This is a genomic window from Muricauda sp. SCSIO 64092 (assembly GCF_023016285.1).
Lineage (GTDB): Bacteria > Bacteroidota > Bacteroidia > Flavobacteriales > Flavobacteriaceae > Croceivirga.
The window spans coordinates 4,060,936-4,087,421 of the sequence record NZ_CP095413.1; the positions used below are offsets into that span (position 1 = coordinate 4,060,936).

Consider the following 26,486-nt stretch of genomic DNA (forward strand, 5'->3'; position numbering starts at 1 on the left):
CAAGTGCACCGTTTTGTCCCGCGTCTACCGTAGTGGGAATTCCTGAAGGACAGTCTTAATTCGTATTTTTGCACTGCAGATAAAAAGGATGATGAAAAAAGTAGTTATTGGCCTTTCCGGAGGTGTGGATTCCAGTGTTGCCGCTTATTTGTTGAAGGAACAGGGGTATGACGTCATCGGTCTTTTTATGAAAAATTGGCACGACGATTCGGTAACCATATCCGATGAGTGCCCATGGTTGGAGGATAGTAATGATGCCCTTATTGTAGCTGAAAAATTGGGCATTCCATTCCAAACGGTGGATTTAAGCGAGGTGTACAAAGAGCGGATTGTTGATTATATGTTCAACGAGTATGAAAGGGGGAGGACCCCTAATCCAGATGTGCTCTGTAATCGCGAAATCAAGTTTGATGTATTTCTGAAGATTGCCCTGGATCTTGGAGCCGATTATGTGGCAACGGGCCATTATTGCCGTAGGAAATCCTTTTTTCAAGAAGATGGAAAAGAGATATTTCGGCTTTTATCGGGAGTTGACCAAAATAAGGACCAATCCTACTTTTTGTGCCAGCTTTCCCAGGAACAACTGTCCAAAACCTTGTTTCCAATTGGTGAGTTGACCAAACCGGAGGTAAGAAGGATAGCTGCTGAACACAACTTGATAACTGCAGATAAAAAAGATTCTCAAGGTCTCTGTTTTATAGGAAAAGTAAGACTTCCGGAATTTCTTCAACAAAAGCTCAAACCTAAGGAAGGGATGATCATTGAAGTGCCCAAGGATTCCGTTCATTTTAAAAATGGCCTAGGTCACTTTGCCAATAAGGCGGAAGAGTTGGCCCATTTTTCGGAAAAGCCCAAGTACACCCTCGAAGACGGGGAAGTGGTGGGACAACATCCAGGGGCGCATTATTTTACCATAGGCCAACGTAAAGGTTTGGACGTGGGCGGTACCAAGGAACCCCTTTTTGTTTTGGATACGGATGTAGAGACGAATACCATATACACCGGTCAGGGAAAGAACCATCCAGGACTTTATAGAAGGACCCTGTTTGTTAAGGATGCAGAATTACATTGGGTACGGCAAGATTTGACCTTGTCCCTTGATGAAACCATGGAGGTCAATGCCAGAATCAGATATAGACAGCCATTACAAAAAGCCACGTTATACAGGGTGGAAGGTGGTCTTTATGTAGATTTTATGGAAAAGCAATCAGCCATAACCGAAGGACAATTTGTAGCTTGGTACCAAGGTGAGGAATTGTTGGGTTCAGGGGTAATATCATAAGGTTTTGGAGAATAGGATCACAAAGCTTCTTGGAATCCAATATCCCATTGTACAAGCCGGGATGGTTTGGGCAAGTGGCTGGCGTTTGGCTTCGGCAGTTTCCAATGCAGGGGGATTGGGACTGTTAGGTGCAGGCAGTATGTACCCAAGTGTTCTCCGTGAACATATCCAAAAGTGTAAAAAAGCCACTGACAAACCCTTTGGGGTAAATGTCCCCATGTTGTATCCGGATTTGAAGGAAATCATGGATATTATTATCGAGGGTGGAGTAAAAATTGTTTTTACCTCGGCTGGCAATCCAAAGACTTGGACTCCTGTTTTAAAAGCACATGGAATAACGGTTGTGCATGTGGTCAGCAGTGTAAAGTTTGCCCTAAAGGCACAAGAAGCTGGTGTGGATGCCGTTGTGGCAGAAGGTTTTGAGGCCGGAGGACATAATGGACGGGACGAGACAACCTCTTTTGTGTTGATTCCAGCCGTAAAGGAGCAAATCCATATTCCAATGATTGCTGCGGGAGGTATCGCCAATGGAAAACAAATGTTGGCGGCAATGGTCTTGGGCGCTGATGGAGTACAGGTGGGAAGTCGATTTGTCGCCACTTTGGAAGCTTCTTCACATCAGGCATTCAAGGAAGTTGTCGTTGGTGCCAAAGAAGGGGATACCCAACTCACCTTAAAGGAATTGGCTCCCGTACGTCTTATAAAGAACCAATTTTATCTTCAGGTGCAACAGGCATATGAAGAAGGGGCATCAATAGAAGAGCTCAAGCAATTATTGGGGAGGGGGCGCGCCAAAAAGGGTATGTTTGAGGGCGATTTGGAAAATGGAGAACTCGAGATAGGACAAGTTTCCGCCTTAATTCATGATATAAAGCCGGCTGCTGCAATAATTAAGGATTTGGTTACGGACTTTGAATCGGCCAAAAGGACCATAAGCCATATTGGATTGTAAATCTGCTAAACCTGCATTTCATCGAATAAATACCCGTCATGAGGATCCTTGGTTATCTTTACCGGGCAATGAAGAAAGTGTTTGTAAGTCTACTGTTTATGGCCGTTCTACATGGTGTGAATGCACAAGTGGAAAGGGACAAGGTATTACATTTTGTTGGAGGCAACCTGTTTGGCCTTGCTGGGGCAGGAATAGCCAAACAAATCTCCGATGGGAACCGTTGGTGGACTTTTGCAGGTGCTATTGGTGGGAGTACACTTATAGGACTGGGAAAAGAGGCGGTTGATGCAGGTCAACGCGAAAATGGTTGGGACAATGATGATCTGTTGGCAACCATTTTGGGAGGGGTCACCGTTGGCGTTACCATAGATATTTTTACGGACCATAAAAAGGGTAAGCGAAAAAAGAATACGGCGGTCGCTCTCTTTAAGGATACCAAGGCTTTTGACCAAATGCACCGTTTGGAGCAACTCCTACAGGAAGAAAGGGAACCTACGCTTCTGGCCTTATCGCTTCCTGCAGAGGTTTTGGGTTTGGAGCAATTACAGTAATCCCCTTGCCTTGATCTCCAAGTACTTGTTAATGGTATTGATGGTCAAATTCCCAGGCTTTGTCAATATGGTTTGAATACCATACTTATGGAGTTCTTTTTGCATTAATCGCTTTTCCAAAATAAATTTTTCCGCAATGGTCTTATGGTAAATGCTTTGTATATCCTCTGCATTGACCGTGACCAGTTTTTCCAATTCGGTGTTCTCAAAAAATATGACGACCAAAACATGTTGTTTTGCCAATGCCAGGAGATAGGGCAATTGTCTTTTTAGGGCAGAAATATGCTCAAAATTGGTGTAGAGCAACAATAGGCTCCTATGGTTGAGTTTTCTTTTGACATGGGCATATAGATGGCCAAAATCGGAATCGCTAAAGTCTGTTCCGATATTGTACAAGGTTTCCAGTATGAAATTTAAATGGGTGATCTTCTGTGCAGCGGGTACAAAGTTTTCTACCTTTTTGGAGAAGGTCAACATCCCGGTTTTGTCATTTCTTTTAAGGGCTACATTGGAAAATGCCAAAGTGGAGTTAATGGCATAATCCAGTAATTTAAGTCCGTTGAATGGCATTTTCATGACCCTTCCCGAGTCGATAATGGAATAAATGGGCTGCGATCTTTCGTCTTGGTATTGATTGACCATCAACTGGCTCTTTTTGGCGGATGCTTTCCAATTGATGGTTCTAAAATCATCGCCCACAACGTATTCCTTTATCTGTTCAAATTCCTGGGTATGGCCTATCCTACGGATTTTTTTTAATCCGAGTTCGGTAAGACGGTTGCCAATGGCCAAAAAATCATATTGTTGCATCTGGATGATACTGGGATACACCGGGGCCATCCTATCCTTTTCAAAAGTAAACCTCCTTTTGGCAATACCTAGTGGGGAAGAGACATAAACATTTAGATGGCCAAAGACATACGCACCACGCTCCACGGGACGGACGGTATATTGATACTGATTTTTAACATCCTTTTTCGTAAAAGTTCGATGTAGGAAATCACGTTTCTGAAATTGTTCGGGTAGCTCGTCTATGAGTTCCACTCCAACGGTAAAGGGATATTTGACGGAGAAATGGATTTCTATGGTATTGTAATCGCTATTGGAAAGCTTTTTGGGAACTTCACGCCTGGCCGTTACAGCATCCTTTGTACGATACAGGAGGTAGCTGTCCACAAAAAAAAGTGCAAGGAGGACAAAAGTCCCTATCCAACAAATGGGGTATAAAAAATGAAACCAATAGGAAAGCACAAAACCGGCGACCAGTAAAGCGATATACCTAAAAAAGCGGTTGTGTATATAAAACGATCTAAGGAATTGCATTAGCGGGGTATTTCTACCGATTCTACGATCATTCCAATAACGTTCTCCGTGGTCATCCCTTCCATTTCTCGTTCTGGGGTCAGAATAATTCTATGGTTTAGAATTGGTGGCAAGGCCTTTTTAACATCTTCGGGTATCACAAAATCCCGTCCATTAATGGCCGCAAACGCTTTGGCAACATGCATTGCCGCAATGGATGCCCTTGGCGATGCACCTAAGTACAAATGGGGATGATTGCGTGTTCTTGAGATGATTTCCGCTATATATCGAATTATTTTTTCCTCCACCAGGACATGGTGTACCTTGTTTTTATAGTCCTCTAATTTTTTAGGTAGGAGTATCGGTTTTACCAATTCAGTAGGTTCTGTCGATTTTCGCTCATGATGGGTTTGAATTATTTCCACTTCTTCCTCCACAGAAGGATAATCTACCTTTATCTTAAAAAGAAAACGGTCCAGTTGTGCTTCAGGTAGGGAATAGGTGCCTTCCTGTTCAATGGGATTTTGTGTGGCCAGGACCATGAATGGATTGGCCATTTTATAGGTGGTGCCATCAACGGTAGCTTGCCTTTCCTCCATCGTTTCAAAAAGTGCGGCCTGCGTTTTGGCGGGAGCTCGGTTGATTTCATCAATTAAAATGATATTGGAAAATATAGGTCCTTTTTTGAATTCAAAATCCGATTCTTTTACATTGAACACCGAAGTGCCCAGAATATCACTCGGCATTAAGTCCGGAGTGAACTGAATACGATTGAAACCGGTTTTCAGGGTTTTGGCAAAAAGCTTTGCAGTAATGGTCTTGGCGATACCAGGAACGCCTTCTATCAAAACGTGGCCGTCTACCAACAGGGAAACAATGAGCAATTCCATAAAATTCTGTTGCCCAATAATTACTTTTCCCAACTCTCCCTTTATTAGATTCACCGATTCGTTGAGTTCCGCAAGCGGAATACGGCTATCAAAATTCAAATCATTGTTTTCCATCTGCTTTGGCTTTAAAATCGTGTATGTTACGTTCTAACTTTTCTAATTGTTGATTGGTTACTTTACTTGTCTTTTGGATATCATGGAATTTGCTGAACAAAGCTTTTACCTCTTCTTTGGAATGATTGCTTCGCAGGGCCAGGCTATGATGGAATTGGGAATCTATCTTTTCCGTGACCAAGTGAAAACGGGTCCGGACATAATCCAGGAAGTACTGAATTTTGTGGTTGGCGATTTCATTCTGCCTATTGTTTTCAAAATACATATTCGCAATGGTCCTGGTAAAGGCCAAGGTTTGGTTTTTCAGGGGCTCCACTACTTTTATGGCCCTTTGTTTCCGCTTTCCTTCAAACACAATGTACAGCAACGAACCAATAAGGGCCAAATAATAGGCCCACTTTAGCTCTTTAGTGTTCAAAAAGAGGTACATGGGTGAGGTATAAAAAGTCTTTCCTGCTTTATGGTGATTGTCCACATATACCGGCTTGGAAGAATCTATGTAGGCCATCAAACCGGCAGTATAGCTACGGTTTTCATCTTTAAGCATAAAATAATTGGTGAACGCCTCGGGAAAAGTGGATAATGTTATCTTTCCTTTGCCAAATGCTTGCTGTACCACGCTTATCCCTCTTTTTTCGGTTTTGGTACTGTCATTTTTTACAAGCACCTCAGCCAGTACCACACTATTTATGGTATCCAACTCACTGAAAATGGAAGTGTAATAATCCCTATCAAAGGGGATATCATTTGCCCTTGCCCTTTCATTTACAAGAAGGTGTTTAAATACCGGGGTAACCGTATTCATATCATAGATACTGGAAGTATGCAGGTTCAAGGTGTCCAGCAATTCCTTTTCAAAGGATTCCGATGCCATAAAGAGATGGTTGCCTTCCCTGGCCCAGGACAATAATTCCGATAAATCCGTTTTGCCAAATTCAATACGCTCATTTACGAAAATATAAGTGCCGGTCAAGGTATCGCCTCGGGAAAGAAATTCAAAAGGTGTTCTATAGACCTGTTGCGCCTGTGGAAAGACCAGGGGTAAAAGATCATTGTAGACCTTGGTCCCATAGGGGATGGTATGGGTACTTACATAAGAAGGAAACCAATTGATCTGTTTGGGTTTGTTGTATTCAAACACCAGAAGCAAGACAAGTGCCAGGACACCAATACCAATATATGACCTTCCCGTTTTAAGCATTGGCGGTTATGGATTGTTTTAGTTGGTCAAAGCGGTCCTTGGCCCTATGATACCCCTGTGCGTCTATTTGAAATTCCCCGTACCAAATATGATCGTAGAGTAAAGTTACCCTTTTGAAAAGCGGTGCCAATTTAGAATTGGAAAGCTCCCCAATGTAATCATTGTTGGTCTTTTGCAATTCCCAATGGATCAATTCCTTTTCCGTTAACATTTTTAGTAGGGACAGATAGTAGTATCTAATGGCCAAACGATAGTTGTGTTCTTCAAGTGCTTTTTGTATCATGGCCTGAATATCTGCCGTTTTTATGATTTGTTCTTCCTCTGAAAGGATAACCGTATTTTCATTGGCTTTGGAAAACAGGATGTTTTTGGTATTGGCCTTTATGAAAAATCGGATGATGAGAAACAACAAAAATCCAAGAAGTAGATAGGGGAGGTATTTAAGAAATGCGGTAATATAGTTTGGGGCGGATTCTACACCAAACAACCATTCAAAAAACCGCCTTAAAATGTTATAAAACCAGTTTTTAATGGCTTCCCACCAGGAATTATCCTTTTTTTCCATTTCATAATTGTACTTTTCATCCTTTTTGAACGGCTCCAAATCTGCTTCCGAAATCTCTATGATTGTCAAATTTTGATCATCATACCTAACTTCGGTGGTATCTTTTTGGGCCAGGCTTATAACCGGAACTGAAAGTAGGATGGCAACAAGAAGATTTTTAAACATGGACTATTCTTCTTTTTTTCCCAAATTTTGAATGCGTTCAAAAGTTCCCGTAAAGTTTTTCTTCTCATTCAGGTCAAAAAAGATGAGTGCCGCCGCCACTAAGGACACGGTCTGTAGAATGAATTGGACCGCATAGGCCAATATGTTCAATAGAATATATATAGGGTCGATAACGCCTCCCATGCTCTCGGCATCCATTTCACCAGAGAAGACCCCCATTTTGATCCATAAGTAAATTACTGCCGGAATTTGAAATATATAACCTATTATGCCTATAAGAATTCCCAGGACCAAAAGGGTTGCAAAGGTTATCCACCAGTTATCCTTGATCAGGGTAAATCCGTATTGGAAGGAATCGCCCACCCCTTTGCCCATAAAGACCAGGATGCTAAAGGACAACATTAGAGGGGGGTAGAGATAAATACCGGGAATAATACAAAGGAACAAACCGGCCGTAATGGCCAATCCCACAAGGAATGAAAGTCCAATAAAACTCCAGAAGTTTTGGTAAGCTTCTTTTTTTATTTGATCATAATCAATTTTCCCTTTGTTATCGGTATAGGATTTAATATAAAACAGTACCGTTGCCTGTGTAAGTCCATATGTGGCAATGGCAGAAACCATTAGTCCCAACAATGCAGTAATCAGAAGTATGGGATTGATCTCTGGTCCTTGGGATTGTATATCAAAATTGAAAAGCCCATTAAAGGAATAAAAATAGAATCCTAAAAAAACCATGGTTGCAAACAGGTAAGGTCCCACAATTTTCAAAAGGGTTCCAAAAAATGACTTAAACTCAAACTTTATAAAATTGAAGGAATCGGTAAGGATTTCCCCGAGTTCCCGTTGTTTTTTGAACTCAATGTAAGGAGTGCTGTCCATGGTTATCTTTTTTGTTAAGTTGATAGGGATAAATAACATAATAAAATACTATTAAGCCCAAAGACCCCAAAATTATGGTTATCGCAAGCCAATCCGGCATTTCCGTATGTCGGGTAACAAAACCTTCCAAAAATCCCGCAATGATGAAAAACGGAATTGTGCTCACAACTATTTTCAGTCCATTCTTTACGCCACGTTTAAAGGATTCCAACCGGGTATAGGTCCCCGGGAACAGCATTCCGTTTGCCATGACCAAACCCGCACAGCCGGCTAGGATAATGACGGATATTTCAATGGTCCCATGGATCCAAATGGTTCTGGCAGATTCCCAGAGCAATCCTTTGTCATGAAAGAAGTATTGAAAACTGCCCAGCATCAAACCATTTCTTAGCAAGACCCAAATGGTACCCACTCCAAGAAAGATACCCAATGCAAAGGCAAATAATGCCACTTTGATGTTATTAATGGTTATTCCCAAAAACATATTGAATTCCCCCATTTGTTTGTATACCGCCATAGGGTCCCCTTTTTCAATATTGTCCAAAGTCATGTTCACATAACCATCTCCGAGTATGGAACGTACAAAATCCCCATCATTGGCCGCAGAAAAAGCGCCTACAAAACAGAAAAATGTAAATACCAAAAAGGAAATCAGCAACTCCCGTTGGTGTGCATAAAACATTTGGGGGAACTCTATTTTCCAAAAAGTAACAATACGGTTCTTGGATTCGCGTTTTGTCTTATAGATTTTTTGGTGGGCTCGTGAAGCAATTGAATTGAGATAAAGTTGGGTATTACTACCAGGGTAAAAGGTTTTGGCGTAGCTTAGATGATCGGTTAATTCAATATAGAGGTCGGAAAGTTGATCTGGTGACAATTCCCTTTTGCTGTTTAGGGCCTCTTCGAACGCAACCCATTTATTTTTATTTTGCTTTACGAATGCCGCCTCTCGCATTAAATTTGCGCCTTTGTTTGTAAAGAAACCAAAAAAATGAACCAATTTCAAATAGAGACTGCCCAAAACGTAACTATAGACCAAAACAGTTCCAATCTTGGGGAACGCATGTTGGCCTATATTATTGATAGTTTTGTGATTGTGGTCTATACGGTATTGGCGGTTTTATTTTTAGTGTATTTAAATGTGGATTTTGATGCCCTTTGGGCACTCTATCTAGTTGTCACACTTCCCTCATTTTTATACTATCTCTTATTTGAGACCTTGACCGATGGCAAGACCATTGGAAAAGGGTTAATGAACCTTAGGGTTGTAAAACTGGACGGCTCCAGACCCAATTTTGGCAACTATTTTGTCCGATGGATTTTAAGGATCATTGATGTAAGCCTAACTTCTGGGGCAGCGGCCGTTGTTACTATTTTGATACGGGGCAATGGTCAGCGGATTGGTGATATTGCAGCGGGGACCACGGTAATTAGTGAACGACAGCGGATTCAACTAAAGGATACCCTATTGAAGGAAATCCCAAATGATTACAGGCCCCAATTTCCCCAAGTCACGGTTTTTAGCGATAGTGAGATACAGACCGTAAAGGAGCTTTATGAAAAGGCCAGGAAAAATGGCGACCATAATGTTATTGTTTCCCTGGACAAACGATTAAAGGAGGTGATGGATGTTACTACTACTATAAAACCCATCGAATTTGTGGATGTGGTCATCAAAGATTACAACTACTATACCCAAAAGCTTTAAATTGTGTTTTACCAAACGTTGGATATATTGGGTACCATTGCCTTTGCCGTTTCGGGTGTGTTGGTTGCCATGGAGAAAAAACTGGATCTGTTCGGGGTCTTTATCATCGCTTTTGTAACGGCCATTGGTGGAGGAACACTTCGGGATTTGATGATTGGAAATACGCCGGTGGTCTGGATGCGCGACGCCATTTATATGATTACCATTGGGATTACCGTTGTTTTTGCCGTGCTGTTTGCAAGTCGATTGAAATATTTGCGAAAGTCCCTGTTCCTGTTCGATACCCTGGGAATAGGTTTGTTTACCCTAATCGGTCTTGAAAAAGGCCTGGAAGCGGGATTGCTACCTGTAATGTGTATTGCATTGGGCACCATGACCGCAAGTTTTGGCGGTGTGATCCGAGATATTTTATGTAATGAGATTCCCGTGATCTTCCGAAAGGAAATCTATGCTACGGCCTGTATTTTGGGAGGGGCAAGTTATTTTTTGTTCAACCTTCTTAAGGTTCCCGAGAAGTATAGCTATATCTTGGCAATCCTTGTTGTCATTGTATTGCGCTTACTGGCCGTAAAATTTGGGATAGCATTGCCCAATATCTATCAGAAGGAAAAGGGTTAAAGAACCTCTGCTCTTAGGATGTAAACATTTTGCATGGGCCATTCCCCTTGGTCAATGGGAACCTGATTTATTCTATCCACAATGTCCATTCCTTCAATAACCCTTCCAAACGGGGTATAACTGCCATCCAAATGATAGGAGCCCGGTTTGGTCACTACAATAAAAAACTCATACGGAGAGGCCAGTTTATGTGGATTGTCACGTTCGCTACTGGGCATGGAAATGGTCCCTCGGTGGTGTTTATGGCCCTTTCGGGTATCCGGAGGCAAAAGATAACGGCCTATGGCCTTTCTCTTTTTGCTCGTTTCACGGTCGTCCGAGTTTCCGCCCTGAATAATGAAATCAGGAACCACCCTATGAAATTGGGTGTTGTCAAAATAACCCTTTTTGGCCAGGTAGATAAAATTGGCCTTGTGGTAAGGAACATTGTTGTAGAGTTGTATGGTAAACTTTCCCAAACTGGTCGTTAGTCTTACTTTATCCTCTTTTACGTCTTTGGCATAATCGAAAAAAAAGTCAATGGCATTTTCTTCGGTGAGTAAAAAAGGTTCATTTTCCCCTTCGGTCACCGGCTGTGGTTTTTCCAATTCAACTACCTTTTCATTGCCAGTTTCATCATTGACCTCCTTAAGGGTGTTCCCATTTGGTTTACCCGACTCCTTTTTTTCTTTCTCCCCACATCCTCCTAAAAAAAATAATAGTAAACTTGCCAACAGTATTATTTTCTTCTCCATGGAATTTTCCCGTTTTAGTAAAACGATTGTAAAAATAAAAAATCTACCCTTGCCTGGGGAAGCTTCCCATTTTAAGATGGAACCAGCGGTAAGAAAACAATTTAGGGAAGAAAGCACGATTGATGTAAAAAAAGCAAAACGTGCAGCGGTTATGGCCCTGTTTTATCCAAAGGAGAATAATGAGACACACCTACTGCTTATGTTACGGAATACCTATCCAGGAGTACATTCCAATCAAATTGGATTTCCGGGAGGTAAGGTTGAGGATACCGATTCCGACCTATTGGTAACGGCCAAAAGGGAAACCTTTGAAGAGGTGGGAATCCTTCCGGAAGATATAGAAATGGTGAAACCTTTGACCGAAGTTTATATTCCGCCAAGTAATTTTTTGGTCAAACCATTCCTGGGACTGTATTCCCAAGTAAAACCTTTTAAATTGGATCCTATGGAAGTAGAGGCATTGGTTGAGGTGAAATTGGTGGATTTTTTGGATAATGATAACCTAATGCAGCAGTATTTAACAACTTCCTACGCCCACAAGATTTTGGTACCGGCCTTTAAACTAAACGGTTACACTGTTTGGGGTGCCACGGCCATGATGTTAAGTGAAATAAAGGATTTACTGCAAAAAGTGGTTTAGTGCCTATTGAACTCATTTAAACTTTTTCCATTCGTTAAAAAATTGCTCTTTTTGGCTCCTTTTTTGACTTTTTCTTTTTCCATAGCCCTGCTATGCAACTCAAAAAAGCCTTCAAAGGATCAAAAAAATGTCTAATTTTCACTAAAACGCAAAAAGTTTAAATGAGTTCATTTTGTAAATTAGCCCTTGGCATAGGAGCAGTATGGATCTTTTTAAGAAAACCCCTTTCGGACACAACCTTTTTTTAAAAAAGTGGTTAATACGTATTATGGGCCTAATAACCCATTCCAGGTACAAAGGGTTCAACAAGCTGGAAATCGAAGGCTCGGATATCATCAGGAGCCTCCCTGAAAAGAACGTACTTTTCGTTAGTAACCATCAAACTTATTTTGCTGATGTGGTGGCCATGTTCCATGTTTTTAATGCAGCTTTGAGCGGCAGGGAGGATAACATTAAAAACATTCTCTATCTCTGGAATCCCAAATTGAATATCTATTATGTGGCGGCAAAGGAGACCATGAAGAAGAGCATGTTGGCCAAAATATTGGCGTATGCCGGTTCCATAAGCATTGAACGTACATGGAGGGCAGATGGAAAGGAAGTAAACAGACCTGTAAAGTTCAGTGATATTTCAAATATTGGAACTGCACTGGATGATGGTTGGGTGATTACCTTTCCCCAGGGAACCACCAGACCATGGAAACCTTTACGAAAAGGTACTGCCCATATCATCAAAAAATACAAACCTATTGTGGTTCCTGTTGTAATTGATGGTTTTAGAAGGTCTTTTGATAAAAAAGGATTATACATTAAAAAGAAGGGAATTCTGCAATCCATGCTTATAAAGCAACCCCTGGAAATCGATTATGACAATGAGTCCATTGATCAGATTATTGAAAAGTTGGAATATGCCATTGAACAGCACCCTTCATTCCTTCATGTAATACCACAAGAGGAACTTGCGGCCTATGAAGCGGACCATCAAAAAAGGCGCTACAGCTATAAGGGAAACTAAACTTCCAGTTTCTTTAATTCCCGATAATTGTTGTTCAATCGTTTTAGAAGAATTCCGTACAACAATCGATAAAACAACCAAAGAAGAAAGCCACAAAATGCAATAAACAATAGCAAGCTCACGCCTACCAAAAACCAAATGAGAAGACTGTTGTCCGCTTCCGCAATCTTCTCGGTCATATTGAGGGTGGTATCATATTTTGCAAACTCAATAAAGACCACAATCATCATAAGGGCGAAAACCCCAAGGTTGAACCAAACATATTGCATTACCGTTTTTCGGGTAGAAATGATACTTTTCATAAGTTCCCGTGCAGACGCCGTAACATGTATCCTTTTGAAGTTTTTATAGAACTTTACTATGAAGTACACCAATGCTATATATCTTAGGATTTCAAGACTTAATTCCAGGTTCTGAAAGAGCCTGGCGCCATCGGAGTTCAATTTTTCGCCTTGTATGGGCAAAAAGAAAAGTGAAATCCAAAAGACAAATTCCGCAATACTGATGTAGAATATCCATTTGACCAAGGAACTGGATTTTTTCCAGATCATTTTATAGATTTCTTCATAGCTCAACTTAGGAAGCTGCTCTCCTTGTTTTTGCCAGTCTTTTTTTAAGAGTTCCAATTCATCCATCATGATACTAAGGATTTAGTATGGTTCTTAGTTTGTTTTTTACCCGATTCATTTTAACCCTGGCGTTTACTTCCGTAATACCCAAGGTTTCTGAAATTTCGGTATAGTTCTTATCTTCCAAATACAGGAAAACCAATGCTTTTTCAATATCTCCCAATTGTTTTACCGCATTGTACATCAACTTTAGTTGCCGTTCTTGTGTATCATCATATTCGTCTGCCCTTATCTTGAAAATTACAGAATCGTAATCTTGGGTAGCGACCCGTCTTTTCGATTTGCGATATAAGGTAATGGCCGTATTCAATGCCACACGGTACATCCATGTACTAAATTTGGAATCTCCCCTAAATTTTGGGTATGCTTTCCAAAGCTGGATGGTGATTTCTTGGAACAAGTCATTATGGGAATCCCTGTCATGGGTATAAAGACTGCATACCTTGTGAACAATGTTTTGGTTGTTCTCCAGCTCCGTCACAAATTGATGTTCCAGTTCCTTGTTCACTAGTGGTTGGTAGAATTTATAGATTAGTAGTCCTTATTCCAATTTTGTTACAGTTTGGGGCGGCAAGTTCAATACTGACCGATGTCCAATTTCAAAATAGTTTGGAGAAATACATTGGCCAAGTCTTCCATGGAACACTCCTTTTGGGAATGGCGGATTCCCTTTTGCCAAGTACAAATAGCATGTGGGTGTCATCAATGCCATATCCTGGGCATCATGACCTGATCCAAGAGGAATTTTTTAGACTGGACAAGCCCAATTTGTATGTTTATTTTTCATTTTCTATAATCAAGTGCCGGTGCTCGATTACCAACAAGGGGCTCGTACACAAAATCACTACCCCTTCTTTCTTCAAACTCGGCTTTGGCCTTTTCAATCAACGAGATATCGGAAAACAAGTCTATTGCCGTGGCTGTCAGTGTTTTTGAGGCCACCATCATCCCTTTTTTTCCTATACTCATGCCTCCGGAAGCCACTGCCTGCCAACTATGTGCCGGTGTTCCGGGCACCCATGTTGCAGCACCGAAACCTACCGTTGGGACCACAAAACTCACGTCACCAACATCGGTGGAACCATAGGCCCTGGCCACTTCCTTAAAAGGTTGTACTTCCATTGCAACCATTTCATCGAGCTCTTTTTGCCCTAAGCTCAAGGCAATTTTCTCTGCAAAGGCCCTTTCCTCAGGAGTATAGGTAATGCCCCCTATTGACGACAAATTGCTATGGACCAATTTTTGGAGTACCAGGTTGGGAAGTAATTCATGGACCCCATTTACAATTTCAAACGTCATTGTTGTACCTGTTCCTAAAGCAGCCCCTTCCCCTGCTTTTACAATTCTATTAAAAATATCCCGAACCACATCCCTGCTGTTGTGTCTTGCATAATAGTATACTTCGGCAAAATCCGGAACAACATTGGGCGCTTTACCGCCATCCGTAATCACATAATGGATACGCGCTTCCTGGGGAATATGCTCACGCATCATATTGACCATTATATTCATGGCCTCAACACCATCCAGGGCACTCCTTCCCATTTGTGGCGCCCCTGCGGCATGTGCCGAGATTCCCTTAAAGCGGAATTTTGCAGAAATGTTTGCCAATGCGGCAGCGGCACTGGCAGCATTTTGGGAACTGGGATGCCAATGCAGGGCAACATCTACATCATCAAAAACCCCTTCCCTGGACATATATACTTTGGCACCTCCACCTTCTTCTGCGGGACAGCCATAAAAACGGATGGTTCCCTTTGCGCCCGAAACTTTCAACCAATCCTTTACGGCAATGGCGGCCCCGGCGGAAGCGGTCCCAAACAAATGATGGCCGCAGGCATGTCCGGCAACCCCTCCCGCGGATTTCTTTTCCGGTACGGCCTGTTGTGACAGCCCCGGCAGGGCATCGTACTCTCCCAAAATGGCAATAACAGGGCTTCCTTTTCCATATTCCGCTACAAAGGCCGTGGGAATTTCAGCGATGCCCTCCGTAACGGTAAAACCTGCATCGGAAAGGGTTTCCTGCAATAGCGCAGCACTTTTTTCTTCTTGATATCCCATTTCTGCCCAATTCCAAATTTGTAGGGCAATTTCGCCATATGCTTGGGCTTTATCTTCCAAACCTTTTAGGGCATCGACCTTGGTTTTCTGCGCGTTCATTGAAAAAACCGATAGCAGTAGTACTAGGTGTAAAGAAACTATCCTTCTCATTTCGTGTTCTCTTTTTAATGTTTTTAAATATACTAAAATGAATTTCCAGTGGCCGTATCACCACCCCCAATTGTGTACTTTTGCACTTTAAAATTTAAGAATGAACATTCCTCAGTCCAGTTTTAAAAGGGTGGTTATTATTGGTGGTGGTTTTGCGGGAATTGCTTTGGCCAAAAAATTAAGCCAACAAGAGTTTCAGGTGGTGTTGATGGACAAAAACAACTATCATACCTTCCAACCGTTGTTGTATCAAGTATCAACCGGGGGCCTGGAGCCAGATTCCATTGCGTATCCCATTCGGAAGGTACTTCAGGGATATCCCCACTTTTATTTTCGTCTGACCGAGGTCACCGGTATAGATTCCGAGAGCAATACGGTCCACACCACCATAGGCGACTTGAGGTTTGATTATTTGATCGTGGCCACAGGAACACGGACCAATTATTTTGGTAATGAATCCATTGCCAAAAATAGTATGGCCATGAAAACTATTCCCCAATCACTGAATTTAAGAAGTCTTATCCTTGAGAATTTTGAACAGGCTTTGTTGACGGACGATCTTCATGAACGCGAAGCCCTGATGAACTTTGTCATTGTGGGTGGAGGACCAACCGGAGTTGAACTTGCAGGAGCTTTGGCCGAAATTAAAAAGGGAATCCTACCAAAGGACTACCCCGATCTGGATACACGAAGGGCCCAAATTAATTTAGTGCAAGGGGCCGATCGACTGTTGCCGGCCATGAGTAAAATTGCCTCCAAGAAAGCGGAGGACTTTTTGGAAAACCTGGGGGTAAATGTTTGGAAAGATATTCGAGTGACGGGGTATGATGGCAAAGTGGCCACGACCGATCAAGATACCAGCTTTGAAACGGCAACCTTAATTTGGGCGGCAGGCGTACAAGCGGTAACCATTAAGGGTTTGGATGCTGAAAAGCTTTTGTCCAGGGCAAAACGATTGTTGGTCAACGAATACAATCAAGTAAAGGGGTTTGAACATATCTTCGCTATTGGTGATGTTGCGGAAATGGTTTCCGAAAAATATCCCAATGGACATCCCATGATGGCCCAACCCGCCATACAACAAGGTAGGCTTTTAGGGGAAAATTTGGTACGGCTTCAACAAGGGAAACCGTTACAACCCTTTACCTATAGGGATAAGGGTAGCATGGCCACCATAGGAAGGAACAAGGCTGTGGCCGATTTGCCAAAATTCAAATTTCAAGGCGTTTTTGCCTGGTTTGTCTGGATGTTTGTCCACCTTTACTTTTTGATCGGTTTTCGAAATCGATTGGTGGTTTTCATTAATTGGGTATATAACTATGTGAAGTTTGATCGTGAGGCCCGATTGATTATAAGACCATTTAAGAAAACGCAGATTTAGTCTTTCTGGTTAGGTTTTGGTGTTTCGGTAGTAGGGCTGTTAAAGAAAGCCCAATTGGAAATCACCTGAGGATTATTTTAATAGTTTTGAGTAATCCGATATACGATGAAGCTATTTCTGGTCACTTTCTCCCTTTTCGTTTCTTTTGCTTTATGGAGCCAACGGGAGTCACCTTTGAACAGGATTGCCATCGAAAGCTTTGGGTATCCGGATTTTGGGGGCAGATCTTCCTATGGGGATTTCCTGATTTTGTATCCCATTGGGGAGAGTACATCTGTTGGATTCAGAGGTTTGAATCAGCAAAATGCGATTTTCGGAAGGTTTAATCTTAGGGCAATGGCTCGTCAACGCATTGCAAAAAATTTCTTTGCAGAAGGTGGATATGAAATGGAATGGGATTTAACCGAACTCGATAGATCAATAGACAATACCAGTAAATCACTTTACTTTGGTGTGGAGTATGAAGCTAAACCCAACTTGCTATTTAATGCCGGTTTTCGAACATTTATGAACGAGACTGGCTTTAATCCACTTGGCACAGAACGAAGTGATGCAAAAAGTCAATTGCAATTGGGATCAAAAATCAAGTTTTAGATTGTTTGTTGGGCTATATCTTTCGAGCGTTTAAGCTGGATTTTTCAGCTCGTATGTATGCGAATTTTGTAAAAACCTATTTATCCATTTTTTGGGGAACGTCCTCATCATATTTCAAGGACCATCAAGAGCCATACACATCCTCGTATTCGATTTCAAAATGAAACTCAATTTCATGGAGAAGGTTTTAAAACCTTTTGAAGTCAGGGGAATTATAAAATGAGGCGAATTCTGTAGTTGAGTTTGCTGGAATCAATATTCCTTCGGCCACGGTGCTGTATAAATAGTGTGTGGTATCCAAAAACGTGTTGGATTTGGACAGGTGCCTAAAAAAATCATCGGCCCTATTGAAATGTTGGCCACTTTTTGTGGAGATGGTCACTTTTTTTAATAAAGCTGGTCCAATACCATCATTACCAATTATTGGTGTCTTGAACGGGGATGAAACGCTTTTAACGCATCCGCCAAATGTGTTCTGTTCACATGGACATAAATTTCCGTGGTGGTAATGCTCTCATGTCCCAACATTTGCTGAATGGCGCGCAAATCTGCTCCGTTTTCCAATAAATGTGTGGCAAAGGAATGTCGAAAAGTATGGGGGCCCACATTTTTCTTCAAACCCGTTGCCTTTGCCAAATCCTTGATAATGGCGAAAATCATGGCCCTGGTCAGTTTTTTGCCCCGACGGTTTAAAAAAAGGATATCTTCATAACCCGGTTCGATCTTTTGATGGATACGGATGTGTTTTTGATACAGTTCAATATACTTTTTATTGATAGGACTAATGGGGACAAAACGTTGTTTGTTGCCCTTTCCGGTTACCAGAATAATATCTTCATCAAAATAAAGATCGGACAATTTTAAGTTGACCAGTTCAGAAACCCTAAGCCCGCAGCCGTATAAAGTTTCCAAAATGGCCCTATTCCGTTCCCCTTGGGGTTTGCTCAAATCGATTCCCGAAATAAGTGTATTGATTTCCTCCAAAGAAAGGGTTTCTGGAAGTTTTCTGCCAATTTTAGGGGTCTCCATTAAATCCATGGGATTATCCTTTCGATAGTCTTCAAAGACCAAATAGTTAAAAAGCCCTTTTAGTCCGGATATCAATCTTGCCTGGGAACGTGGATTTATGGTTTTGGCCGCTTCATAAATGAACCGTTGTACTTCTTCATTCCCAATGTTAAGGGGCCCGGAGTTTATTTGATGTTCCTCTAAAAAGGCCATCAACTTTTTGATATCCAGGGCATAATTGGTTATGGAATTGCTGGACAATCCCCTTTCTATCTTTAAATAGTGTTGGTAATCCTGTAAGGCCTGTTTCCAAGTCATGGGCTAAAAATAACGCAACTTTTCAATACGGAATTCCACTAAAAACCAAAACTAAACGTTAAGTTTTAGTGTTAAGACGTATATACTTCAACCAAACAACTTATGAAAAAGTACATTTTTTTAGTGCTGTTCCTCGGCATTGTTTACCATATGACCTCACAATATGTAGATCGTTCGTTTTTTAAGGCAGGCTTTCATGCTGGGGTTGCCGTTGGGGATGCATCGGATTTTGCCAACATCGGTGCCGGTTTGGATCTATACCAGCATTGGGGTGTTTCCAAGAAGTTCGATTTGGGGCTGGCGTCCGGTCTTATGTATTATTTTGGATTGGATTCTACCATCGATATTGGACCGGAAGCGATTACCATTAGGGGGGAAGACACCATTTATCTCCCTGCGGGGGCATTGATCCGTTTTTATCCTTCCCGAACTATAAATCTTGGAGGAGATGTGGGGTATGCGTTCGGTCTAAACGATTTTACGGAGGACGGGTTTTATTATCGGCCTACACTGTCCATCAACCTATCCAATACTTCGGCCTTAAATTTCTCTTATTTTGGAGTTGAGGGCGACAACCTCAATTGGACCGCCTTAACCGCGGGTGTTCTGTTTCAGTTTTGATTACTAAAAAGGCTTTAGATTAAAATAAATTGATTTACAGTAGGTTATATGGATTTTTTGTGGAAGAAAGGACAAATGTTAACATTTTACGGTTTTTCTCACACTTGGTATGAGAGCCTTTTTATCTTTGCCAGTAACAACTAAAAGACAATAACATGAAAAAATTATTTATTGCATTTGTATTCGCTATTGCCATCACCACTTCAATAAGTGCTCAAGAAGGCCTTGCAGTTAAGGCCGGTTTGAACAACGTTACGGTTGATGTTGATACCGGCGGTTTTTTTGATGCCAGTGATAGTGAGCTTGGTTTCTTTATAGGTGGAGGATATAATTTTGTTGCCAGTGAAACTTTTGATATTGAGCCTTCGCTATTATTTAGTTTTGTTGATGAACTTACTTCACTTTATATCCCTATTATGGCCAAATATAAAATTTCTGATGCCTTTAATGTTCAGGCAGGCCCCCAAATCAATTATTTGTTGGAAGATCTTCCTGATGGGGAATTAGGAATTGACCTGGCTTTTGGTACCGGTTATCAAATAGACGACAATTGGTTCGTTGAAGCAAGGTATGGTATTCAAATAAGTAGGGGTGGGGATTTTGGAGATTTGGTTGATATCAACACCTTAACGCTTGGAGCGGGGTACCGTTTTAATTAGCTATAGACTTTTGCAAAAATACGGGGCTTTTGCCCCTTTTTTTATGCCCTAAAAATATGCTTATTTTTAACGTATGAAATTAATGATCATCAATGGGCCCAATTTAAACCTTTTAGGGAAACGGGAACCGGAAGTCTATGGAAATCAGAATTTTGAAGACTATTTTTTGTCCCTAAAGTCCAAATACCCGTCTGTTGAAATGGATTACTTTCAATCCAATATTGAAGGGGAATTGATAGACAAAATCCAAGAAGTGGGATTCTCCTATGATGGTATCATTTTAAACGCCGCGGCTTACACCCATACATCGGTCGGTATTGGGGATGCCATAAAAGCCATCGTAACTCCCGTAATAGAAGTTCATATTTCCAATACCTATTCAAGGGAGGAATTTCGGCATACATCCTTTATATCCCCGGTGGCAAAGGGTGTTATTTTGGGCTTTGGATTACAAAGCTATGATTTGGCCATTCAAAGCTTTATGGATTGACGTGCCCCACATCAACCATTTTTTGGCTTGGTTGCCTACATATAGTAATAAGCCCTATTTACAGGTTGGTTAAAACCACTAATTAGCGTTTCTAAGATATTTCTTATCGGCATAAAAAGTCCCAAAGGGGAGAAGGGAAGCCAGGAAGAGTATTAAAAATCTTCTAAGTCCCCATTTTCGTTCCCAGCAAAAAACACCTGCCATAACTATAAAAAGGATGAAAAGGATACCATGGGCCATCCCTACTATTTTATTGGGTTCGCCAATTTCTGCCCAGTACTTTAAGGGCATGGTGAGGCCAAATATCAGCAAATAGGAAATCCCTTCCAGAATGGCTGTCAGACGAAAGGCTTTTAGCATTATAAATGGATTACCTCGTCATACGCATCGGCGACAGCCTCCATAACCGCTTCACTCATGGTTGGATGGGGGTGGACCGCCTTCAGTATTTCGTGTCCCGTGGTCTCCAATTTTCGGCCTACCACCGCTTCCGCAATCATATCGGTGACACCAGCACCGATCATATGGCATCCCAGCCATTCCCCATATTTGGCATCGAAAATAACCTTGACAAAACCATCTGCATTACCACTTGCTTTGGCTTTACCACTTGCGGAAAAAGGGAATTTTCCAACTTTTATATCGTATCCGGCTTCCTTGGCCTTTTTTTCCGTAAATCCAACGGAAGCCACTTCCGGCATACAATAGGTACAGCCCGGGATGTTTCCATAATCCAGGGGTTCCACATGCATTCCAGCTATTTTTTCAACACAGAGAATACCTTCCGCAGAAGCAACATGCGCCAAGGCCGGTCCCTGGGTGACATCACCAATGGCATAATATCCGGGAATATTGGTCTGATAGTAATCATTGACCAAAATTTTGTCGCGGTCAGTGGCTATTCCAACGTCTTCCAGGCCAATGTTTTCAATATTGGTTTTAATTCCAACAGCGGAGAGTACAATATCCGCTTCCAAGACTTCTTCCCCTTTGGATGTCTTGACGGTTGCTTTTACCCCTTCACCGGAAGTGTCCACCTTGGTAACTTCTGCTGAGGTCTTGATTTTTACGCCTGCTTTTTTAAAGCTCCGTTCCAGTTGTTTGGAAACGTCCTCATCTTCAATCGGAACAATGGTTGGCATATATTCCACAACGGTAACTTCCGTACCCATGGAATTGTAGAAATACGCAAACTCAATACCAATGGCACCACTGCCCACCACAATCATCTTCTTGGGTTGTTTGTCCAAGGTCATGGCCTCACGGTAGCCAATCACCTTTTTGCCATCCTGGGGTAGGGAAGGCAATTCCCGGCTTCTTGCGCCCGTGGCAATAATAATATGATCGGCACTAAATTCCGCAGGGTCCCCATGTTCTCCCTTAACAATGACTTTTTTACCGGGTAGCACCTTGCCATAACCATTAAGGACTTCGATCTTATTCTTTTTCATCAAGAACTGTACGCCTTTGCTCATGCCATCGGCCACATTTCGGCTACGTTGCACCACTTTGTCAAAGTCATGTTCCACTTTTTTTGCGCTTAGCCCATAATCTTCCGCATGTTTTAGGTATTCAAATACCTGGGCCGATTTTAGCAAGGCCTTGGTGGGAATACATCCCCAGTTTAGGCATACACCACCTAAGCTTTCTTTTTCAACTATCGCAGTTTTAAGACCTAACTGCGAAGCTCTAATAGCGGTAACATAACCTCCAGGGCCGCTACCCAAAACGATGACATCAAAATGGCTCATGCGAATGATTTTTTGGTTAAAATGGAGTGCAAATTTAGTGAAGTGTCAGGAGTTTTCCCCAAACATTTTTTTATTGTAGATTTTGGATTGCCCTTTTGGTATGGATAGGGATACCCAATCGTCTTTTTTTATCATCTTTCCTATAAACAAAAGTTGTCCCACATGGGAGGCGTAGTGGGCCAATTGCCTATTTATGGCCTGAGGGATGGAATGCTTTTGATTTCTTATTTGTATTGAAGCATCAAAGTTTTCGGGGGTAATGCTATTGAGTGCATCAAACAAACATTGCCAACCTTCTTCCCACAAATCCAGCAGTTCTTTTTTTGATTGTGGAGGATGCTCAAATTCGCTATCCCTGTCACGCCAAGCCTTTTCCCCATCTTCCATTAAAAAGTTGGCCCATCGGCTGAGCATATTTCCAGCAAGGTGGTTTACAATGACCGCAATGCTGTTATCATTTTCATTGGCGCTCCAAAATAGGTCTTCTTCGGAAAGCTGTTCAAATGTTTTGTCCCCATATTGTTTATAGCGGTGAAACTCAAATTTTGCACTTTCCAAATACGTAGTGGGGAAACCCATTATTCCTCTTTTGGTTCAAAACCAATACTGACTGAATTGATGCAATACCGCTGTCCTGTAGTTTCCCTTGGTCCGTCATTAAAGACATGCCCTAAATGGCTGCCACAATTGGCACAAAGGGTTTCGGTGCGGATCATACCGTGGGAAGTATCCCGTACATATTCAATGGCACCTTCCACTGCCTGGTCAAAAGATGGCCAACCACATCCGCTTTCAAATTTGTTTTCACTTTCAAAGAGTTTGGCATTGCACGCCTTACAATGATAGACCCCATTTTTAAAGTGGAGGTTATATGCACCGGTAAAGGGGCGTTCAGTACCCTTTTGGCGCAAAACATAGTATTCCTCGGGTGAAAGCTCTTGTTTCCACTCCTCTTCCGTCTTTTCCGTACCGTATTTTCCCATTCTTTGTTTTATTTTTCCTCGGGGACAAAATTAAGGGCAACACCATTAATGCAGTGCCGTTTTCCAGTGGGCTCCGGCCCATCATTAAAAACGTGTCCCAGATGGCCTCCACAGGTAGCACAATGTTCCTCAGTTCTGGGGTACCCTATTTTATAGTCCACATCATAAGCAACATTGCCTTCAATTTCCTTATAAAAACTGGGCCATCCCGTGCCGGAGTCAAATTTATGTTCACTTTTAAAGACCGGTGTCCCACAACCAGCGCAGACATAGGTCCCTTTTTCCTTATTGGTCAATAAGTCACTGGTAAAGGCATGTTCGGTGGCGGCCTTTCTTAGGACATAATATTCCATGTCCGTTAATTCGGCTTTCCATTCTGTATCCGATTTTGTAATCGGATATTCAATTTCTTTTTCGGCCTTTGCCATTTCTTTCTTTTCCTGCTGGGAAATACCCATACAGGAACTGAGTGCCAATACCACTAGCAAAAGCAAAGCACTATTTTTTCCCATCCTTCTTTTTTGTCTTGGACGGAAGTTCCGCCCAAGCCTTTCAAATTTACTTAAGTTTATACCAAAAAGAAAGCCCACCGCAGCTGCAGTGGGCCAACATTGCGCATATTTCTTATTGGAAAATGATATCGGTTTCGCTGATATTCATTTGCTTCATTAAACTTATAATGTCCATCTCCCCATTCACATTAAATTCGGCAACCAAATCCCCGGGGATTATGGCGACCCTGGTCACAACATTATCGGTAAAATCCACACCCAAGTCACTTAGGTCATTGTCACCTATAATCTGAAATTGGACACTGTCCACATCATGGTCAAAGACGTATTGGAATTCCCCAAACTCATCGAAGAAACTGGCTGGCAGGGACGTAAAAAGATTTTCGTCCAAGGAGACATAGGCCAAAAAGACATCGCCATTAAAGGTATTTCCAAATGAAAGGACTTCACTGGACCATAAGTTGTTATCAATATCATAGGCAAAAGTTACGGCCTGCTCAAAAACGCTGGCACGTTGTGCATCCTCACCATCGGCACCGTCAAAGCCGTCGCGTCCAGGAGGTCCCTGGGGCCCTTCACAACCAAAAGCAAAGGCTATTGCCACTATTCCCAAAAGTATCTTGATTTTTTTCATAAAAATTGATTTTTCCGATTTGATTTCTTGCTTGTAATTTAACGTTTTTACTTAAATCAAAAAGCGTTCCAAAAATTTAGGCAAGGTTTCAACCCAGGATTATATTCCTACAAAAAAGATGAGTAATATTGCAACTCACAATACAACTAAGTCATGGCCAACGTTATCGCACATAGTCTTTTTACCGAGTTTGACATTAACCTTTTTAAGGCGGGAAAACATTTTAGGCTTTACCAAAAATTGGGTTCCCATCTAACGGAAGTCAATGGGGAAGAAGGGGCGTATTTTGCGGTGTGGGCACCATCGGCCAAATCCGTTTCCGTTATTGGCGATTTTAACCATTGGCAGGAGGGAACGCATGAGTTGAACGTAAGATGGGACTCCAGTGGGATTTGGGAAGGCTTTATTCCCGGAATTCAAAAAGGGGAACACTACAAGTACAAAATCACCTCCCATAACCATGATCTTAAGACTGAAAAGGCGGATCCGTTTGCCAGGTATTGCGAGCAACCTCCCAAGACGGCCTCAATAGTTTGGGATGCTCCCTACGGTTGGAAGGACGCCAATTGGATGGAGAACAGGGAAAAACACAATAGTTTGGATAGGCCCTATTCCGTTTATGAAGTTCATTTGGGCTCCTGGAAAAAGAAAAATGGTTGGGAATCCCTCTCCTATATTGAAGCTTCGGAGGAATTGGTAAATTACGTGAAGGAAATGGGTTTTACCCATGTGGAGTTCATGCCCATTATGGAATATCCGTTTGACCCATCCTGGGGCTATCAATTGACAGGATATTTTGCGCCAACGTCACGTTTTGGTAAGCCGGAGGATTTTAAACTATTGGTGGACAAATTCCATCAAGCGGGAATAGGGGTAATCCTGGACTGGGTACCTTCCCACTTTCCCGAAGATGCGCACGGTTTGGGCTATTTTGATGGTTCCCACCTCTATGAACATCCGGACAGACGTAAGGGCTATCATCCCGACTGGAAAAGTTTGATTTTCAATTATGGTCGTAACGAGGTCCGGGCATTTTTGATAAGTAATGCCATTTTTTGGTTGGAGGAGTACCATGCGGATGGTTTACGCGTGGATGCGGTGGCTTCCATGTTGTATTTGGACTATTCCCGTGAGGAAGGGGAATGGGAACCAAACATGTACGGCAATAACGAAAATCTGGAGGCCATGTCCTTTATTCGGGAGATGAACCAAGAAGTATATGCCAGTTTTAGAGGGGTCCAGACCATTGCCGAAGAATCCACAGCATTTAATGGTGTTTCCAAACCCGTCCATTTTGGAGGTCTTGGATTTGGTATGAAATGGATGATGGGATGGATGCATGATACCCTGGAATATTTCAAAAAGGAACCTATTTACAGAAAGCATCATCAAAACGATCTTACGTTTAGCATGACCTATGCGTTCACCGAAAATTTTATGCTTCCTTTTTCCCATGATGAAGTGGTGTACGGCAAAAACTCCCTCATTTATCGGATGCCAGGGGATGAATGGCAGCGATTTGCAAACCTAAGGTTGCTTTTTGGCTATATGTTCACCCATCCAGGTGCCAATCTGATTTTTATGGGAGGTGAGTTTGGGCAGACCTCTGAATGGAATTTTCTGGAAAGCTTGGATTGGCATTTGTTGGACTATGATTTTCACCAGGGGATCAAAAAAGTGATTCAGGACTTGAATAAAACCTACCGGGGACAACCCGCTTTGTATGAAAAACAGTTCAGTCCGGAAGGATTTGAGTGGATCGAGTGGAACGATGCCGAAAACTCCGTGATGACCTACATTAGAAAAGGACATGATACTGCCAACGATTTGGTCATCATCGGTAATTTTACCCCGGTTCCGAGGGAAAAATACCGGGTTGGAGTTCCAAAAGGGAAACAACTCAAACTACTTTTTAATAGTGATGACATCAAATACGGTGGAAGTGGTACTGGCAAAAAGACGGTAAAGCCATCAAATACACCCTGGAACGGAAGGGAAAATTCCATTGAAGTAAACCTACCCCCCTTGGGATTGCTAATTTATAAGTAAAAGACCACAACTATAACCTTGTAGTAG

General features: G+C 42.0%; 30 protein-coding genes. 13 read left to right on the forward strand and 17 right to left on the reverse strand.

Annotation, left to right across the window (positions count from 1 at the left end; all coding sequences use genetic code 11):
• Nucleotides 1–91 precede the first annotated feature (91 nt).
• The 3 genes from mnmA to L0P88_RS16995 all read left to right on the forward strand — a co-directional run bounded on the left by mnmA (nt 92) and on the right by L0P88_RS16995 (nt 2,785).
• Nucleotides 92–1,282 (forward strand): tRNA 2-thiouridine(34) synthase MnmA, encoded by a 1,191-nt coding sequence (gene mnmA, locus L0P88_RS16985; protein WP_247134885.1) that lies wholly within the window; start codon nt 92–94, stop codon nt 1,280–1,282.
• A 4-nt stretch (nt 1,283–1,286) separates the two neighbouring features.
• Nucleotides 1,287–2,234 (forward strand): NAD(P)H-dependent flavin oxidoreductase, encoded by a 948-nt coding sequence (locus L0P88_RS16990; RefSeq protein WP_247131115.1) that lies wholly within the window; start codon nt 1,287–1,289, stop codon nt 2,232–2,234.
• 68 nt (nt 2,235–2,302) lie between these two features.
• Nucleotides 2,303–2,785: a hypothetical protein gene (locus tag L0P88_RS16995; protein WP_247131116.1), complete on the forward strand. Its 483-nt coding sequence runs from the start codon at nt 2,303–2,305 to the stop codon at nt 2,783–2,785.
• Here L0P88_RS16995 and L0P88_RS17000 read toward each other — a convergent pair.
• From L0P88_RS17000 to L0P88_RS17025, 6 genes are read right to left on the reverse strand one after another with little or no spacing between them, the layout of a single operon-like run.
• Complete coding sequence (locus L0P88_RS17000; protein WP_247131117.1) at nt 2,777–4,108, reverse strand: DUF58 domain-containing protein; 1,332 nt, start codon at nt 4,106–4,108, stop codon at nt 2,777–2,779. The two genes, L0P88_RS16995 and L0P88_RS17000, sit on opposite strands and share 9 nt — an antisense overlap.
• Nucleotides 4,108–5,091 carry an AAA family ATPase gene (locus L0P88_RS17005; RefSeq protein WP_158777082.1) on the reverse strand — a complete coding sequence of 328 codons (984 nt, stop codon included), beginning with the start codon at nt 5,089–5,091 and terminating at the stop codon, nt 4,108–4,110. The genes L0P88_RS17000 and L0P88_RS17005 overlap by 1 nt, the downstream gene beginning before the upstream one ends.
• Nucleotides 5,078–6,292, reverse strand: coding sequence for a DUF4350 domain-containing protein (locus tag L0P88_RS17010; protein ID WP_247131118.1), 1,215 nt, complete (start codon nt 6,290–6,292; stop codon nt 5,078–5,080). The genes L0P88_RS17005 and L0P88_RS17010 overlap by 14 nt, the downstream gene beginning before the upstream one ends.
• Nucleotides 6,285–7,022, reverse strand: a complete 738-nt coding sequence (locus L0P88_RS17015) for a DUF4129 domain-containing protein (RefSeq protein WP_247131119.1) — start codon at nt 7,020–7,022, stop codon at nt 6,285–6,287. The genes L0P88_RS17010 and L0P88_RS17015 overlap by 8 nt, the downstream gene beginning before the upstream one ends.
• Nucleotides 7,023–7,025: 3 nt before the next feature.
• Nucleotides 7,026–7,904: a hypothetical protein gene (locus L0P88_RS17020; RefSeq protein WP_247131120.1), complete on the reverse strand. Its 879-nt coding sequence runs from the start codon at nt 7,902–7,904 to the stop codon at nt 7,026–7,028.
• Nucleotides 7,882–8,859 (reverse strand): stage II sporulation protein M, encoded by a 978-nt coding sequence (locus tag L0P88_RS17025; protein WP_247131121.1) that lies wholly within the window; start codon nt 8,857–8,859, stop codon nt 7,882–7,884. Before L0P88_RS17025 ends, L0P88_RS17020 begins: the two co-directional genes overlap by 23 nt.
• A gap of 36 nt (nt 8,860–8,895) precedes the next feature.
• Between L0P88_RS17025 and L0P88_RS17030 the strand changes: the two genes are divergently transcribed.
• The gene (locus L0P88_RS17030) at nt 8,896–9,612 is read left to right on the forward strand and encodes an RDD family protein (RefSeq protein ID WP_247131122.1); all 717 of its coding nucleotides are present in this window, start codon (nt 8,896–8,898) and stop codon (nt 9,610–9,612) included.
• 3 nt (nt 9,613–9,615) lie between these two features.
• Nucleotides 9,616–10,230 (forward strand): trimeric intracellular cation channel family protein, encoded by a 615-nt coding sequence (locus L0P88_RS17035; RefSeq protein ID WP_247131123.1) that lies wholly within the window; start codon nt 9,616–9,618, stop codon nt 10,228–10,230.
• On the opposite strand, the gene L0P88_RS17040 is transcribed toward L0P88_RS17035, so the two are convergent.
• On the reverse strand, nt 10,227–10,964 hold the full coding sequence (locus L0P88_RS17040) for a peptidylprolyl isomerase (protein ID WP_247131124.1): 738 nt from the start codon (nt 10,962–10,964) through the stop codon (nt 10,227–10,229). The genes L0P88_RS17035 and L0P88_RS17040 overlap by 4 nt on opposite strands.
• Here L0P88_RS17040 and L0P88_RS17045 point away from each other — a divergent pair.
• Nucleotides 10,963–11,604, forward strand: a complete 642-nt coding sequence (locus L0P88_RS17045) for an NUDIX hydrolase (RefSeq protein ID WP_247131125.1) — start codon at nt 10,963–10,965, stop codon at nt 11,602–11,604. The genes L0P88_RS17040 and L0P88_RS17045 overlap by 2 nt on opposite strands.
• Before the next feature lie 202 nt (nt 11,605–11,806).
• Nucleotides 11,807–12,619, forward strand: coding sequence for a lysophospholipid acyltransferase family protein (locus L0P88_RS17050; protein WP_247131126.1), 813 nt, complete (start codon nt 11,807–11,809; stop codon nt 12,617–12,619).
• Here the strand turns inward: L0P88_RS17050 and L0P88_RS17055 are convergent.
• From L0P88_RS17055 to L0P88_RS17065, 3 genes are all read right to left on the reverse strand, one after another.
• On the reverse strand, nt 12,616–13,254 hold the full coding sequence (locus tag L0P88_RS17055; RefSeq protein WP_409557733.1) for a hypothetical protein: 639 nt from the start codon (nt 13,252–13,254) through the stop codon (nt 12,616–12,618). The genes L0P88_RS17050 and L0P88_RS17055 overlap by 4 nt on opposite strands.
• A 7-nt stretch (nt 13,255–13,261) precedes the next feature.
• Entirely contained in the window at nt 13,262–13,756 is a 495-nt protein-coding gene (locus tag L0P88_RS17060; protein WP_158777093.1) for an RNA polymerase sigma factor, read from the reverse strand.
• A gap of 275 nt (nt 13,757–14,031) precedes the next feature.
• Nucleotides 14,032–15,459: an amidohydrolase gene (locus tag L0P88_RS17065; protein ID WP_247131128.1), complete on the reverse strand. Its 1,428-nt coding sequence runs from the start codon at nt 15,457–15,459 to the stop codon at nt 14,032–14,034.
• A gap of 100 nt (nt 15,460–15,559) precedes the next feature.
• On the opposite strand from L0P88_RS17065, the gene L0P88_RS17070 reads away from it, so the two are divergent.
• Nucleotides 15,560–16,840, forward strand: coding sequence for an NAD(P)/FAD-dependent oxidoreductase (locus tag L0P88_RS17070; RefSeq protein ID WP_247131129.1), 1,281 nt, complete (start codon nt 15,560–15,562; stop codon nt 16,838–16,840).
• A 105-nt stretch (nt 16,841–16,945) separates the two neighbouring features.
• On the forward strand, nt 16,946–17,434 hold the full coding sequence (locus tag L0P88_RS17075) for a hypothetical protein (protein WP_247131130.1): 489 nt from the start codon (nt 16,946–16,948) through the stop codon (nt 17,432–17,434).
• A 420-nt stretch (nt 17,435–17,854) separates the two neighbouring features.
• Here L0P88_RS17075 and L0P88_RS17080 read toward each other — a convergent pair whose 3' ends face one another.
• Nucleotides 17,855–18,760 (reverse strand): site-specific tyrosine recombinase, encoded by a 906-nt coding sequence (locus tag L0P88_RS17080; protein WP_247131131.1) that lies wholly within the window; start codon nt 18,758–18,760, stop codon nt 17,855–17,857.
• Nucleotides 18,761–18,862: 102 nt separating this feature from the next.
• On the opposite strand from L0P88_RS17080, the gene L0P88_RS17085 reads away from it, so the two are divergent.
• From L0P88_RS17085 to aroQ, 3 genes are all read left to right on the forward strand, one after another.
• A complete protein-coding gene (locus L0P88_RS17085) occupies nt 18,863–19,381 on the forward strand; it encodes a hypothetical protein (RefSeq protein WP_247131132.1) in 519 nt (172 codons plus the stop codon).
• 155 nt (nt 19,382–19,536) lie between these two features.
• Nucleotides 19,537–20,040, forward strand: a complete 504-nt coding sequence (locus L0P88_RS17090; protein ID WP_247131133.1) for an outer membrane beta-barrel protein — start codon at nt 19,537–19,539, stop codon at nt 20,038–20,040.
• A 73-nt stretch (nt 20,041–20,113) separates the two neighbouring features.
• Complete coding sequence (aroQ, locus tag L0P88_RS17095) at nt 20,114–20,530, forward strand: type II 3-dehydroquinate dehydratase (protein ID WP_247131134.1); 417 nt, start codon at nt 20,114–20,116, stop codon at nt 20,528–20,530.
• 78 nt (nt 20,531–20,608) lie between these two features.
• Here the strand turns inward: aroQ and L0P88_RS17100 are convergent, their stop codons facing one another.
• From L0P88_RS17100 to L0P88_RS17125, 6 genes are all read right to left on the reverse strand, one after another.
• Nucleotides 20,609–20,890 carry a DUF3817 domain-containing protein gene (locus L0P88_RS17100; RefSeq protein WP_247131135.1) on the reverse strand — a complete coding sequence of 94 codons (282 nt, stop codon included), beginning with the start codon at nt 20,888–20,890 and terminating at the stop codon, nt 20,609–20,611.
• Nucleotides 20,890–22,281 carry a dihydrolipoyl dehydrogenase gene (lpdA, locus tag L0P88_RS17105; protein WP_247131136.1) on the reverse strand — a complete coding sequence of 464 codons (1,392 nt, stop codon included), beginning with the start codon at nt 22,279–22,281 and terminating at the stop codon, nt 20,890–20,892. The genes L0P88_RS17100 and lpdA overlap by 1 nt, the downstream gene beginning before the upstream one ends.
• A 45-nt stretch (nt 22,282–22,326) precedes the next feature.
• Nucleotides 22,327–22,860, reverse strand: a complete 534-nt coding sequence (locus L0P88_RS17110; RefSeq protein ID WP_247131137.1) for a DUF1572 family protein — start codon at nt 22,858–22,860, stop codon at nt 22,327–22,329.
• On the reverse strand, nt 22,860–23,264 hold the full coding sequence (msrB, locus tag L0P88_RS17115; RefSeq protein WP_247131138.1) for a peptide-methionine (R)-S-oxide reductase MsrB: 405 nt from the start codon (nt 23,262–23,264) through the stop codon (nt 22,860–22,862). The genes L0P88_RS17110 and msrB (L0P88_RS17115) overlap by 1 nt, the downstream gene beginning before the upstream one ends.
• 8 nt (nt 23,265–23,272) lie before the next feature.
• Nucleotides 23,273–23,776, reverse strand: a complete 504-nt coding sequence (msrB, locus tag L0P88_RS17120; protein ID WP_247131139.1) for a peptide-methionine (R)-S-oxide reductase MsrB — start codon at nt 23,774–23,776, stop codon at nt 23,273–23,275.
• A gap of 112 nt (nt 23,777–23,888) precedes the next feature.
• A complete protein-coding gene (locus L0P88_RS17125; RefSeq protein ID WP_247131140.1) occupies nt 23,889–24,410 on the reverse strand; it encodes a hypothetical protein in 522 nt (173 codons plus the stop codon).
• 153 nt (nt 24,411–24,563) lie between these two features.
• Between L0P88_RS17125 and glgB the strand changes: the two genes are divergently transcribed.
• Nucleotides 24,564–26,459: a 1,4-alpha-glucan branching protein GlgB gene (glgB, locus tag L0P88_RS17130; RefSeq protein ID WP_247131141.1), complete on the forward strand. Its 1,896-nt coding sequence runs from the start codon at nt 24,564–24,566 to the stop codon at nt 26,457–26,459.
• Nucleotides 26,460–26,486 lie beyond the last annotated feature (27 nt).

Excerpts from the sequence above, each read along its gene's own strand:
- mnmA (WP_247134885.1), top strand. The coding sequence starts at position 92 with ATGAAAAAAGTAGTTATTGGCCTTTCCGGAGGTGTGGATTCCAGTGTT.
- L0P88_RS16995 (WP_247131116.1), top strand. The coding sequence starts at position 2,303 with ATGAAGAAAGTGTTTGTAAGTCTACTGTTTATGGCCGTTCTACATGGT.
- L0P88_RS17000 (WP_247131117.1), bottom strand. The coding sequence starts at position 4,108 with ATGCAATTCCTTAGATCGTTTTATATACACAACCGCTTTTTTAGGTAT.
- L0P88_RS17005 (WP_158777082.1), bottom strand. The coding sequence starts at position 5,091 with ATGGAAAACAATGATTTGAATTTTGATAGCCGTATTCCGCTTGCGGAA.
- L0P88_RS17010 (WP_247131118.1), bottom strand. The coding sequence starts at position 6,292 with ATGCTTAAAACGGGAAGGTCATATATTGGTATTGGTGTCCTGGCACTT.
- L0P88_RS17015 (WP_247131119.1), bottom strand. The coding sequence starts at position 7,022 with ATGTTTAAAAATCTTCTTGTTGCCATCCTACTTTCAGTTCCGGTTATA.
- L0P88_RS17020 (WP_247131120.1), bottom strand. The coding sequence starts at position 7,904 with ATGGACAGCACTCCTTACATTGAGTTCAAAAAACAACGGGAACTCGGG.
- L0P88_RS17025 (WP_247131121.1), bottom strand. The coding sequence starts at position 8,859 with ATGCGAGAGGCGGCATTCGTAAAGCAAAATAAAAATAAATGGGTTGCG.
- L0P88_RS17030 (WP_247131122.1), top strand. The coding sequence starts at position 8,896 with ATGAACCAATTTCAAATAGAGACTGCCCAAAACGTAACTATAGACCAA.
- L0P88_RS17045 (WP_247131125.1), top strand. The coding sequence starts at position 10,963 with ATGGAATTTTCCCGTTTTAGTAAAACGATTGTAAAAATAAAAAATCTA.
- L0P88_RS17040 (WP_247131124.1), bottom strand. The coding sequence starts at position 10,964 with ATGGAGAAGAAAATAATACTGTTGGCAAGTTTACTATTATTTTTTTTA.
- L0P88_RS17050 (WP_247131126.1), top strand. The coding sequence starts at position 11,807 with ATGGATCTTTTTAAGAAAACCCCTTTCGGACACAACCTTTTTTTAAAA.
- L0P88_RS17055 (WP_409557733.1), bottom strand. The coding sequence starts at position 13,254 with ATGGATGAATTGGAACTCTTAAAAAAAGACTGGCAAAAACAAGGAGAG.
- L0P88_RS17065 (WP_247131128.1), bottom strand. The coding sequence starts at position 15,459 with ATGAGAAGGATAGTTTCTTTACACCTAGTACTACTGCTATCGGTTTTT.
- L0P88_RS17070 (WP_247131129.1), top strand. The coding sequence starts at position 15,560 with ATGAACATTCCTCAGTCCAGTTTTAAAAGGGTGGTTATTATTGGTGGT.
- L0P88_RS17075 (WP_247131130.1), top strand. The coding sequence starts at position 16,946 with ATGAAGCTATTTCTGGTCACTTTCTCCCTTTTCGTTTCTTTTGCTTTA.
- L0P88_RS17080 (WP_247131131.1), bottom strand. The coding sequence starts at position 18,760 with ATGACTTGGAAACAGGCCTTACAGGATTACCAACACTATTTAAAGATA.
- L0P88_RS17085 (WP_247131132.1), top strand. The coding sequence starts at position 18,863 with ATGAAAAAGTACATTTTTTTAGTGCTGTTCCTCGGCATTGTTTACCAT.
- L0P88_RS17090 (WP_247131133.1), top strand. The coding sequence starts at position 19,537 with ATGAAAAAATTATTTATTGCATTTGTATTCGCTATTGCCATCACCACT.
- aroQ (WP_247131134.1), top strand. The coding sequence starts at position 20,114 with ATGAAATTAATGATCATCAATGGGCCCAATTTAAACCTTTTAGGGAAA.
- L0P88_RS17100 (WP_247131135.1), bottom strand. The coding sequence starts at position 20,890 with ATGCTAAAAGCCTTTCGTCTGACAGCCATTCTGGAAGGGATTTCCTAT.
- lpdA (WP_247131136.1), bottom strand. The coding sequence starts at position 22,281 with ATGAGCCATTTTGATGTCATCGTTTTGGGTAGCGGCCCTGGAGGTTAT.
- L0P88_RS17110 (WP_247131137.1), bottom strand. The coding sequence starts at position 22,860 with ATGGGTTTCCCCACTACGTATTTGGAAAGTGCAAAATTTGAGTTTCAC.
- msrB (WP_247131138.1), bottom strand. The coding sequence starts at position 23,264 with ATGGGAAAATACGGTACGGAAAAGACGGAAGAGGAGTGGAAACAAGAG.
- msrB (WP_247131139.1), bottom strand. The coding sequence starts at position 23,776 with ATGGGAAAAAATAGTGCTTTGCTTTTGCTAGTGGTATTGGCACTCAGT.
- L0P88_RS17125 (WP_247131140.1), bottom strand. The coding sequence starts at position 24,410 with ATGAAAAAAATCAAGATACTTTTGGGAATAGTGGCAATAGCCTTTGCT.
- glgB (WP_247131141.1), top strand. The coding sequence starts at position 24,564 with ATGGCCAACGTTATCGCACATAGTCTTTTTACCGAGTTTGACATTAAC.